General features: G+C 35.7%; 11 protein-coding genes. 8 read left to right on the forward strand and 3 right to left on the reverse strand.

Translation table 11 applies throughout. The annotated features are described in order from the left end of the window. The 5 genes from IJQ68_RS04670 to IJQ68_RS04690 all read left to right on the forward strand — a co-directional run. Positions 1–2,852: transglutaminase domain-containing protein (locus tag IJQ68_RS04670; protein ID WP_292797585.1), on the forward strand; the 2,852-nt coding region annotated here is incomplete at its 5' end. Between the two features lie 150 nt (positions 2,853–3,002). Continuing rightward, the gene (locus IJQ68_RS04675; RefSeq protein ID WP_292797588.1) at positions 3,003–3,707 is read left to right on the forward strand and encodes a metal-dependent transcriptional regulator; all 705 of its coding nucleotides are present in this window, start codon (positions 3,003–3,005) and stop codon (positions 3,705–3,707) included. Between the two features lie 101 nt (positions 3,708–3,808). Then, on the forward strand, positions 3,809–4,324 hold the full coding sequence (endA, locus tag IJQ68_RS04680; protein ID WP_292797590.1) for a tRNA-intron lyase: 516 nt from the start codon (positions 3,809–3,811) through the stop codon (positions 4,322–4,324). A 107-nt stretch (positions 4,325–4,431) separates the two neighbouring features. Further along, positions 4,432–5,520 carry a tryptophan--tRNA ligase gene (locus IJQ68_RS04685; protein WP_292797593.1) on the forward strand — a complete coding sequence of 363 codons (1,089 nt, stop codon included), beginning with the start codon at positions 4,432–4,434 and terminating at the stop codon, positions 5,518–5,520. Between the two features lie 70 nt (positions 5,521–5,590). Next, the gene (locus tag IJQ68_RS04690) at positions 5,591–6,109 is read left to right on the forward strand and encodes a stage II sporulation protein M (RefSeq protein WP_394355664.1); all 519 of its coding nucleotides are present in this window, start codon (positions 5,591–5,593) and stop codon (positions 6,107–6,109) included. Here the strand turns inward: IJQ68_RS04690 and IJQ68_RS04695 are convergent. From IJQ68_RS04695 to IJQ68_RS04705, 3 genes are all read right to left on the reverse strand, one after another. Then, positions 6,093–7,085: an NADH-dependent flavin oxidoreductase gene (locus tag IJQ68_RS04695; protein WP_292797598.1), complete on the reverse strand. Its 993-nt coding sequence runs from the start codon at positions 7,083–7,085 to the stop codon at positions 6,093–6,095. The genes IJQ68_RS04690 and IJQ68_RS04695 overlap by 17 nt on opposite strands. An 82-nt stretch (positions 7,086–7,167) precedes the next feature. Continuing rightward, positions 7,168–8,154: an NADH-dependent flavin oxidoreductase gene (locus IJQ68_RS04700; protein WP_292797600.1), complete on the reverse strand. Its 987-nt coding sequence runs from the start codon at positions 8,152–8,154 to the stop codon at positions 7,168–7,170. A 50-nt stretch (positions 8,155–8,204) separates the two neighbouring features. Further along, on the reverse strand, positions 8,205–8,585 hold the full coding sequence (locus tag IJQ68_RS04705) for a helix-turn-helix domain-containing protein (RefSeq protein ID WP_292797603.1): 381 nt from the start codon (positions 8,583–8,585) through the stop codon (positions 8,205–8,207). A gap of 91 nt (positions 8,586–8,676) precedes the next feature. On the opposite strand from IJQ68_RS04705, the gene IJQ68_RS04710 reads away from it, so the two are divergent. The 3 genes from IJQ68_RS04710 to thrC all read left to right on the forward strand — a co-directional run bounded on the left by IJQ68_RS04710 (position 8,677) and on the right by thrC (position 11,349). Beyond that, a complete protein-coding gene (locus tag IJQ68_RS04710) occupies positions 8,677–9,375 on the forward strand; it encodes a DsbA family protein (protein WP_292797605.1) in 699 nt (232 codons plus the stop codon). Positions 9,376–9,384: 9 nt separating this feature from the next. Then, positions 9,385–10,083: a metal-dependent hydrolase gene (locus IJQ68_RS04715; RefSeq protein WP_292797607.1), complete on the forward strand. Its 699-nt coding sequence runs from the start codon at positions 9,385–9,387 to the stop codon at positions 10,081–10,083. Between the two features lie 69 nt (positions 10,084–10,152). After that, on the forward strand, positions 10,153–11,349 hold the full coding sequence (thrC, locus tag IJQ68_RS04720) for a threonine synthase (RefSeq protein ID WP_292797609.1): 1,197 nt from the start codon (positions 10,153–10,155) through the stop codon (positions 11,347–11,349). Positions 11,350–11,365: the final 16 nt, after the last annotated feature.

The raw sequence follows: 11,365 nt of genomic DNA on the forward strand, positions 1-11,365 counted from the left end.
CATTAAAAATAGATGCATTACCTCTTCCGAATAGGAATGTAATTTTCGAAATAAATGGTGTAAACTATACTAGAGTCACTGATGAAAATGGTGTGGCCAGACTTACCATTAATCTTGGAGCTAATACATATCTTATAAAATATTATTATTTGGGAGAAGATAGAATATCTCCTGCAAACGGCCAAGCACAAGTCACTGTAAAAGCTAGAAGCGAAACTTCATTATCTTGGAAGTCCGCAACTAGTTTCTTAAGCAATGCGGATGTCAATTTGAAAGTATTATTGTCTGACAGTAATAACAAAGCATTATCCGGACGTAACATTGTGTTCACTTTATCATCTTCTGAATATAATGTCACAACAGATTCAAGCGGTATTGCAACATTGACTAAAACATTGGTTGCAGGTTCATATTTGGTATCATACAGATATGCCGGTGACAATGATTATCTTCCTAGCGAAAGTTCAACAGTAATTGTCATTTCCAACCCGAATTCCTCACACGGATATGGTTATTGGGTTCAAGGTAGAGATATGAATAGTGTTGATCTAGCTCAATTAGCATCTTTAGGAACTACGGATATTCTATTGAACTTCTACGCATTCACAGTTCATGGAGAATCCGCTGTATTGTCATGGATTCAATCTGCAAACTCATATGGCATCAATGTACACATATGGATGCAGGCATTTTATGACGGAGGATGGATTAATCCGATTTCCGGCGAATCAGTAAATAATGCTTACTATAGTGAAAAAATAAATGAAGCTAAGTATTATGCCGGTTTGGCTGGTGTTGCTGGTGTTCATTTGGATTACTTAAGATATCCTGGAACAGCATATAAAACTTCTGGCGGTACTGATGCAATTACAGAATTTGTAAAACAGGTTACCACAGCATGTCGTGAAGTAAATCCTAATATAATCATGTCTGCTGCAGTAATGCCTGAAACTTCAAGCAATATTTATTATTATGGTCAGGATATTCCTGCAATTACAAAATATCTGGATGTAATCATTCCAATGCAATATAAAGGAAACTATAATTCAGGTACCAATTGGTTAGCTTCAACAACCAAATGGTTTGTACAGAATTCAAACGGCGCTGAAGTATGGTCAGGTTTGCAGGCTTATGTTTCTGACGATGATTTGACTAAACTTTTGGCTAGTGAACTTAAATCTGATGCACAGACTGTTCTTGACAATGGCGCAGATGGTGTAATGTTATTCAGATTCGGTTTATCAGTATTCCTTGACTTTAACAGTTTGGATGATCCGTCTTACGGCGATGAAGTCACTGTTGATGATGTTTTAACTGCAGCTACCAATCTGAAAAACTATATTGAAAGCAATTTGACTTTGCCTTCTAAACTTGATGTTGGTGGAACTTATTACACTGTACCTCAGGTATTGGCAATGATGACTCAGGTTATCATAATGATGGACACTGACAGTAATGTGGAAGTCAAAACATTGCTTGTAACAGAACCTGACAATTCATCTGGTGATGAGATTTACAGTCAGTTGGATGATGATGAATATATTGATGTCGCATATGACGTATTTGAGTATACATTTACAAATAATCAGGCTCCAAACAATATCACAACATCTGTAGGTGATGTGAAATATGAAACTTTAGTTTATCTCTTTGCTAGAGTGTTGGCTTATTATGATGCAAATAATGCATTACCTGCTTTCGCTTTGGTAAATAACTTCCTGGACAATCCTGTCATTACAGTCAACATGCTTCCAAGTTATTCAACTAAGGAATATTCATATCAGAATTACACAACATCCTGGTTAAACTACTGTCCGATTGGTGATCACTACGGTACGTTGCTTGTCAATCCGAAAGGAACTGTTGAAGGTGAACTGACATGTTATTACTGTGATTCTGATTTCTGTGGTGTCACAGGACATGAAAAGATTAACGGTTCAAGTTACGTCTTGACAAGAATGTCTGAATCAGTTCCTGTAAATACTGGTAACGTTGGAGATAATATTTCCGTATCAAGCATTATTGCTGGAGCAGTATACTTGAAAGAATATATTGAAGAATATGATGACACTCCGGACTACATTGTGTTAAGTGAAGGCAAATACACTTTACAGGAATTCCTATATCTAATGGGTAAAGCTATTCTTCAAATCAACGCATCCAATAATAACGAGATTTCAGTTATAGAAATTGAAGGTGGACCTTCCACCCCATCAGGTGATGTTATCAACTCCTCACTTTCCAAAGAGGATTATCTTGATGTCGTAAATAGGGTTACCAATTTCATAATTAACAATAATTGGATACCTAATTACGCTTCATCCACAGTCGGTAAAATCATTTACTACGAGTTATTGGATTCATTTTCACGTATATTGAATTATTATTCTGAAAATGGTGCTTTACCTGCCAATGTTAAAATAGTTTACTCAGGTGTTTCCTCTAAATCAATATCTGATCTGGCCAGTTCCTTGATTAAGGGATTAACTTCAACCAGAGACAAGGCAGTTGCATTGTATAACTATGTAAGGGATTATATTTCATATTCCTTCTATTACAATACTCAAAAAGGTGCTGAAGGTACTTTGACTGCAGGATCAGGTAACTGTTGTGACCAAGCTCAGCTGCTTGTTGCAATGGCAAGGTCAGTTAATATGACAGTCAGGTTTGCTACAGGATACTGTACATTCTCCAGTGGTTCCACATACGGACACGTATGGGTGCAATTCCTGATTGACGGATCATGGATTAATGCAGACCCTACCAGTACCAGAAACTCATTCGGAGTAATCAACAACTGGAATACTGCATCATATACCAGTAGAGGAACCTATGATGTGTTACCATATTAGGTATAAATCTTTAAAAATAGTTAATAATTAATTTTATTAACTTTACTCTTCTTTTTTTTAAAATTACTCAATTTAATATTTAGGTTAACCAAAACTTTTTTATACTCTTAAAATAAATATATAATTATTTGTATATTAGGTGGATTTTTCATGGCTGATGATAAAATAAGTGAAAATATTGAAGAATACTTGGAAGTTCTTTACAGAAACGGGAGTAATAAAGAACAAGTATCAACTACCACTCTTTCCAATGAATTAGGAATAGCTCCAGGTAGTGTAACCCAAATGCTTAAAAAATTAGAAACATTAGGCTATATTGATTATACTCCATACAGGGGTGCTACATTAACTGATGAAGGAATGAAAATAGCTCAAAAAATTACAAGAAAACACAGAATTTTAGAGAAATTTTTATTGGATATATTAAAAGTCAAAGAGGAAAATATTCACGATCAGGCTTGTGAAATGGAACATACATTATCAGATGAGGCTGAAAGGGCTTTATGTACAATGTTGCACCATCCAGATTTATGTCCGGATAATAATGTTATCCCTGCCTGTGACTTGGATTTTGACAGCTGCCAGCAATGTTTCTCTGTTAAGGATTTTGACAATGTTATAAATAGAAAATTCAATCTGCTTTCAATTTCTGAGTTAAATCCTGAAACTACAGGAATTATTTCATTCATTCGTGGAAATAATGAGTTATTGGATAGCATTGCTGATTTGGGAATTTCTGTTGGTAATAATATCCATTATTACAATAACGACGGTTCTGAATTTTCAGTAACTATTGAAGATGAAGAGTTCTCTCTTCCATCTGAAATGGCTAATAATATTTTTATCAGGGTTTAAACCCTCCCTACTATTTTTTTAATATATAATCAAATATTTTATATAATATCAAATTCATAATATAAGCATTAAATATAATTTTTTTCTTTTTAGGTGTTTTAATGCGTGGTAATTTATCTAATGAAATAGTATCAATTAAAATAGAAGAAGGCAGTAAAAGACCGATTGCTTTACATGAAAAAAGCTTTTTTGGTAAAATTGAAGAGAATACATTAAACCTTTCTTTAATTGAAGCTTGCTATTTGTTAGAAAAGGATCGTTTGGATGTTTATGAAGATGACATCCTATGCAGCATCTCATATTTCATCGATCTTTTAAAAGAAAGAAATCTCTATGGCAGATATATTGTTTATCGTGATTTAAAGGACAGGGGCTATGTCATTAAAACAGGATTCAAGTATGGCTCTGATTTCCGTCTATATGACAGAGGCCGTTCCCCTGGAAAAGGCCACTCTGATTTTTTAGTTAAAATCGTATATGATAATCACAATATCAATGTCCTTGATTTTGCAAGTTATGTCAGGGTTTCACATGGTGTCAACAAGAAACTTCTCTTGGCAATTGTTGATGATGATTTTGATATAACTTACTATAATGTGGAATGGACAAGACCATAGTTTTAATTCAAGAAAGCTATTGTAATGTGATAGTTTATTATAATAAGTATGATAATTATTGATTGTATATTTTATTTAATGTAGTTATATGATATAAGGTGAAAAATATGATTGATCCATGGGCATCAACAAGCGTAGATTATGACAAGTTGGTTAATCAGTTTGGAATCCAAAAGATTTCAGACATTATAGATGATATTAATGACCCTCAAAGACTGATGAAAAGAGGAGTAGTATTCGGACACAGGGAATTCAATGAAATTAATGATTTAATTAATAAAAAGGAAGATTTTGCAGTTGTAACAGGCATGATGCCAAGTGGACAAATGCACATAGGCCATAAAATGGTGGTAGACCAGTTAATATGGTATCAGGAAAAGGGTGCAATGCTGTCACTGCCGATTGCTGATTTGGAATCATACGCCGCAAGAGACATGAGCTTCGAAAAGGGAAGACAAATTGCAGTGGATGAATACCTCACCAACTGGATTGCACTTGGACTGGATTTGGAACGTGACAATGTCAATGTATATCTGCAGTCACAGAACAAATCTCTTTTTGATTTGGAATTTAAAGCTTCCCGTAAAACTAATTTCAGTCAGTTACATGCTATTTATGGATTTGATAATTCAACCAATATTGCTCACGTTCAGGCACCATTGATGCAGGTTGCAGACATATTGCTTCCGCAGATTGAAGAGTTCGGAGGTCCGAAAAAGGTTGTCGTGCCTGTTGGAGTTGACCAGGATCCCCATATCAGATTAACAAGAGACATTGCACACAGGTTAAATGATGAATTGGGTTTCATCCAGCCTGCATCCACTTATCACAGGTTCCTTACAGGACTGACTGGAGATAAGATGAGTAGTTCAAAGCCGAATACTGCAATTTATCTCAATGAAGAGCCAGAAGTTGCCGCCAAAAAGGTAAAAACAGCTAAAACAGGCGGAAGAGAATCACTCAAGGAACAGGAAGAATTGGGTGGTGAAGTTGACAAGTGCGTAATCTATGAAATGCTTGTATACCACCTTATTGATGATGATAAGGAACTTGATAAAATTCGTGAAGAATGCTTAAGCGGACAGCTACGCTGCGGAGACTGTAAGGCAAGGACTTCAGAGCTGATGAAAGAATACTTTGAAGAGCTTAAAGATAAGCAGGTTGAGGCATCAGAAATTGCTCAAACAATTTTGTAGACAAGTTAAAATAGCTTTTTTGGAAAACAAACTAGCTATTTATATTTCTTTTTCTGTTCTTATATTTTCTTTGATTTTAGGATACTTCCTGGAACCCTATCTGTATAGCTATTTCAATCCTGTCGTTGATGATTTGACTCAAAAGGTCGAAACCGGTGTGATACAGTTAACATTTGCAGATATTTTCCTGAACAATATCTTAATAATTCTCCAGATGTTCATCTACGGGCTGCTGTTCTGCCTGTCCGTTGTTGTTCTGGCATATAACGGATTTTTCATTGGTTATTACACGGCTATTCAGGATAATCTATTTGCCGTATTGGCTCATCTGATTCCGCATGGGATATTTGAGTTACCTTCATGTGCTTTGGCATGCGCTTCAGGTTTGGTTTTGTTTAATTTTTTCGTAAATTTCTTAAAAAGTTATTTGAAAGATGATTTGTCATTAATAGTATCAATTAACTGTAACTTGGATAAACTGAAACAGGCATGTATTATATTTGCCGTATCTGTAGTGTTGATGGTGATGGCAGGTTTTGTAGAAGTCTATCTGACTCGAGGCATCGCCGATTTTATTCTTGGGATTTGATTAGACAGGTGCTTGCCTTTTTCCAGTAGCAGTTATTGCATGTTTTACAGTCGGATTCACCATGTCCTTCTTCTTTCCATTTAGTTAATAATTCATGGCTTCTGACAAATGGCCTTTGCATGGATACGAAGTGAATGTTTGTTTCATTAATCAGATTATTAATTTTTTCCATATCGGATAATCCTCCGCCCAAAACAACAGGAATTGAAACTTCACCGGCCACCTTATTGGCAAATTCAACCAGCATGTTTTCATTTGACAGCGTCTTTCTGAAGTATTGTGGTGACAAAAATTTTGTTACCTGTAGGCTGTCAGCACCATTTTCAGCCAGTATCCTGCAGATTTCCATGGAATCATCAAAATCCTTGTATAAATTTACTCTGCAGTGAACATGCAAATCAGTGGTCTGCTTGATTAGCTTGATGATTTCAAGAACGATTTTTACTCTGTTATATGTGTTTCCGCCGTAGTTGTCATTCCTCTGGTTTTCAAATGGATCCATGATTCTTGACAGATAATAATTGTTGCCCACATTCAGCTGTATTCCATCAAAACCTGAAAAAGCAATCTTTTTGGCAGCTATCAGATAATCAGCCTGTATCTTTCTTATGTCTTCAAGCGTCAAATCATTAACTTCCATCATCTGCTTTCCATTCACGTTACAGTTTATAAAGCCAATTTGTGCAAATATCGGAACATTATACTGATGAACAGCATCAGTCAGTTCCCTGAATTCCTTAACGAACTGTGGATAATTGATATAATGTGAATAATCGCTGAAGCGGTCATGTGAATACAGTGAAATCATTTCGCTTATGATTAGTCCCACATTGTTTTTTGCCAGATTTTCATATCTTTCATAGATTTCAGGCGTTAAGTTTTTACCGTCATTTTGAGATTCCCATAAGCCAGTTCTTATAATATGGCTCTTTAGAGTAAATCTTCCAAATTGTGTGTTGTCGAATATGCTTGTCATAAAGTTTAATATTAGTTTAATTCCTATAAAAAGAGATTAGTAACTCAAAAATTACCATCACTTAAAATATGTTCATCATCTATCAGAAATGATAACATGTGCTGGTCTTTGTCCTATAGCAGTTATTGCACTTTTTACATCTTGACATGCCATCGCCTGATTCTTTCCATGAATTCAGGAAATCACTCTGCGCTATAAAAGGACGATACATTGACAGAAATTCGATATCCGTTGCGTTCAGCAGTTCATTCATATGATTCTGACTGTCAAATCCTCCGCCCAGAATGACTGGAACATCAACATTATTGATTAGGTTTTGAGTGAATTCAACTAACTCATCTTCATCGGAAATGTCCTTTGTAAAGTATAGTGGGGACAAGGGTTTTGTTACCTGAAGGCTGTCGACACCAACCTTTTCAAGCAATTTACATATCTCAATGCTTTCTTTTGCATTGATTCCACCTTTTCTTCCGTCATGTGCATTGATTTTACAGCTGATGTGGAAATTTAGATTTGTCTTGAGTACTTTTACAAGCTCCAGCACAAGACGCATTCTGTTGAATGTATTTCCACCATAATCATCTGATCTCTGGTTGAAATAGTGGTTTATCATTTTTGACAGGAAAAAGTTATTTCCTAAAGCCAGCTGTATACCGTCAAAACCTGCCAGTTTAAGTTTTTGGGCTGCAACAATGATGTCTGACTGAATCTGGCGAATATCATCAATTGTCAAGTCATTGATGTCAATGTCCAGGTCAATTCCACGATTGTACTTGATAAATTCAATCTGGCCTAAAATCGCAACATCATGTTCATGTGCAATCTCTGAGAGTCTTTTAGCTTCAACCATGAATTGGGGAGTGTTGCTTTTGATGGAATACTCTGAAAACTTGTCTTTCGGATAAAGTGAAATCAGTTCGGTTATAATCAGTCCGACTCCACTTTCAGCAATCTTTTCATATTTTTCATAGACTTCGCCCATAGGTTGTGTTTGCCACAAAGCGGTTCTAACAATACGGCTTTTTAGTTTCAAATCACCTAATTCACAATTATCGAAAATATCTTTCATGATTTAAAATTAGTTAAAAATAGTATAAAAAGAGTTCAGTAACTTCCAAATTACTCAATGTCAAATGCTTTTCTGTATTCTGCCAGAATATCTTCCCTTTGGTTTTCATCATATTCAACATAGTTAAGCTCATTGAAGTAATAATTGGTTATCTCATAAAGGATTTTATTGGTTTTACGGCCTTTTTCAGTCATGGAATATTCAGTTTGAACTCTTGGACCATCTTCAATTACGGTTTTTTTAATCAAATCATTCTCTTCCATATATTTTAAGGTTTCAGCCAGTATATGGTTGCTGATAGTGGGATTTGCCTTTTTAAATTCTGAAAAATGATTCATTCCCCTAAATATATTGGATAGAATACAGAATATCCATTTCCTGTTAAAAAAATCCAAAGTGTTTCCGATTGGACAGATATTGTTTTCAATCATATTATCAACTTATAGTAATTGCAGAGTTACTCATGCATTTATTAATTAAATATTGTAAATATTCACATAAATAATTTGGTGAGGAATTAAAATGAAAATTACATACTGGAGCGATTTTGCCTGTCCTTACTGTTACATTGGAAATACCAGATTGAAAAAAGCTATTGATGAATTAGGCATTCAGGATGAAGTGGAGTTTGATATTCATGCCTTTGAACTTGATCAGAATGCACCGAAAGACGTTGAATCAACAACCGTTGAGAGATTTGCACTCAAATATAATTTGTCAATTGATGATGCTCAAAAGCAAGTGGATAACATTTCAAAATTGGGTATTGAAGATGGAATTGATTTCAGATATGCTTCAACATTATACACTAACACCCGTGACGCTCACAGGCTGATGAAACTGGCACAAAGCAAAAATGAGCCTAAACTAGCTGAAATATTGAGCAATTTATTGTTTGATGCATATTTTTCTCAAAATCTTAAGCTGGCTGATAGGGAAGTGTTATTGAATGTTTCAAAAGAAGCAGGACTTGACCCAAAAGAAGCTGAAGACGTACTGAATACGAATCTTTATAATGCCAAAGTCGAAAGGGATGAGGAGATTGCATTGTCTGGCGGAATTCATGCAGTGCCGTTTTATCTGTTTGACGGCAAGTATTCAGTTCCCGGAGCATTATCCTTTAAGGATTTCAAATCCGTTTTATCTCAAATTTTAGAGGAAAATGCCGTTGACAATGATAAGGATGTCGATAGCTGTGAAGATGGAGTCTGCAGGTTATAGGTGATTTGAATGAAACTTCGATGGTTAGGACACTCCGCTTTTGAGCTTGTTGGAAAAGATGGCATTAATATTCTGGTTGATCCGTTCATCCGTGCAAATCCAAGCTGCTCTATTGATGTTAATGACTTGAATCCTGACGTTATCTGCATCACTCATGGACATGCAGACCATTTTGGGGATGCAGTTGAAATAGCCAGAAATTCCAATTCTTTTGTGGTTTCCAATTATGAAATCTCCAATTATCTTCAAAGAAAAGGAATAAATGCAGTCGGAATTAACTGCGGTGCAGTAATATCATTTGACAGTGTCAAAATAAGAATGCTTGATGCCAAACATTCATCATCATATGATTTTGAAATTGATATTGGCTATGCAGGCAATCCCGGCAGTTTTTTGTTTGATTTCGATGATGATGTAAAGGTTTTCCATGCAGGAGATACAGGACTCTTTTCAGATTTGAGATTTGTTGTTGGAGAAGTCTATAAGCCGGATATTGCACTGCTTCCTATAGGAAACATATTTACAATGGATCCGAGTGAAGCGGCAATCGCTGCAAAATGGATTAATCACAAATTTGTCATTCCAATGCATTACAATTCATTTCCGTCAATTCAACAAGACGCCAATCAATTCAGGCAATTGGTTAAAAATCATGCACCGTTTTGTGAAACGCTTTTGCCAAATCCTCTTGAAGAACTTGAATTTTAAGATAATTTTTTATATTATTTTAATTAAAGTATTATTGTTATACAAATTTATTTTATTTTAGTGATATTTATGATACGTTGTGTTTCATGTGGAGCAGAATATGACGATGACGAAGTAATCTACACTTGTGAAAAATGTGGAAGTGTTCTTGAGCTCGTCAGCGATATTGATGTTTCCAAAGATATATTTGATGGTAGAAGAGATACTTTATGGAAATTTAAAGAGTGTATTCCTGTAGATGAAAGCAAAATCGTTTCTCTTGATGAAGGAGGAACTCCATTCTGCAAATGTGACAAATTAGGTGATGAGCTAGGCGTTAACCTGTATGTTAAAGTTGAAGGATCAAATCCTACCGGTAGTTTCAAGGACCGTGGTATGACAGTAGGTATGACCAAAGCTATGGAATTGGGCGTAAGCACTGTAGGTTGTGCTTCAACAGGTAACACTTCAGCTTCCCTTGCGGCTTATGCAGCTCGTGCAGGATTACGCTGCATCGTATTTTTACCTTCCGGAAAAGTTGCTTTAGGAAAATTGGCTCAGGCAATGTTCCATGGTGCTGAGGTAATGTCCATCAACGGTAACTTTGACGAGGCTTTGGAAGCTATGACTGCTCTTGCATTAGAAAAACACCTTTACCTATTGAATTCAATTAACCCTTACAGGTTAGAAGGTCAAAAAACCATTGGTTATGAAATCTTAAGGGATTTAGGTTGGCAATCTCCTGACAGGATTATCCTGCCTGTAGGTAATGCAGGAAATATTTCCGCTATTTGGAAAGGTGTTTCTGAGTTTTACAATGCAGGATTTGTTAAAGACTTGCCAATGATGACTGGTATTCAGGCTGAAGGTGCTTGTCCTGTTACAAACGCATTCAAAAAAGGTGACAGAAGAGTTGTACCTGTTGAAAATCCTGAAACCATTGCAACAGCAATCCGTATAGGTGCACCTGTCAGTGACATCAAGGCACTCAATGCAATTTATGATTCCAACGGTTACTCAGAAACCGTAACTGACGAAGAGATTCTTGATGCTCAGAAATTGCTTGCAAGAACTGAAGGTATTGGTGTTGAGCCTGCTTCTGCAGCTTCAATTGCAGGTCTTAAAAAATTAGTTGATCAGGGAGTAATCGATAAAGGTGAAACTATTACCTGTGTAGTGACCGGACACTTGCTTAAAGATCCTAATACTGCTATTGATGCATGTACTAAACCAACTGAGGTTGATGCAGACATTGACACTTTAAGGAAACTATTGATGAACAAATAATTTCTCTTTTTTTATC

This window comes from Methanobrevibacter sp., assembly GCF_017447225.1.
Lineage (GTDB): Archaea > Methanobacteriota > Methanobacteria > Methanobacteriales > Methanobacteriaceae > Methanocatella.

Excerpts from the sequence above, each read along its gene's own strand:
- IJQ68_RS04715 (WP_292797607.1), top strand. The coding sequence starts at position 9,385 with ATGAAACTTCGATGGTTAGGACACTCCGCTTTTGAGCTTGTTGGAAAA.
- thrC (WP_292797609.1), top strand. The coding sequence starts at position 10,153 with ATGATACGTTGTGTTTCATGTGGAGCAGAATATGACGATGACGAAGTA.
- IJQ68_RS04675 (WP_292797588.1), top strand. The coding sequence starts at position 3,003 with ATGGCTGATGATAAAATAAGTGAAAATATTGAAGAATACTTGGAAGTT.
- IJQ68_RS04695 (WP_292797598.1), bottom strand. The coding sequence starts at position 7,085 with ATGACAAGCATATTCGACAACACACAATTTGGAAGATTTACTCTAAAG.
- IJQ68_RS04685 (WP_292797593.1), top strand. The coding sequence starts at position 4,432 with ATGATTGATCCATGGGCATCAACAAGCGTAGATTATGACAAGTTGGTT.
- IJQ68_RS04700 (WP_292797600.1), bottom strand. The coding sequence starts at position 8,154 with ATGAAAGATATTTTCGATAATTGTGAATTAGGTGATTTGAAACTAAAA.
- endA (WP_292797590.1), top strand. The coding sequence starts at position 3,809 with ATGCGTGGTAATTTATCTAATGAAATAGTATCAATTAAAATAGAAGAA.
- IJQ68_RS04705 (WP_292797603.1), bottom strand. The coding sequence starts at position 8,585 with ATGATTGAAAACAATATCTGTCCAATCGGAAACACTTTGGATTTTTTT.
- IJQ68_RS04710 (WP_292797605.1), top strand. The coding sequence starts at position 8,677 with ATGAAAATTACATACTGGAGCGATTTTGCCTGTCCTTACTGTTACATT.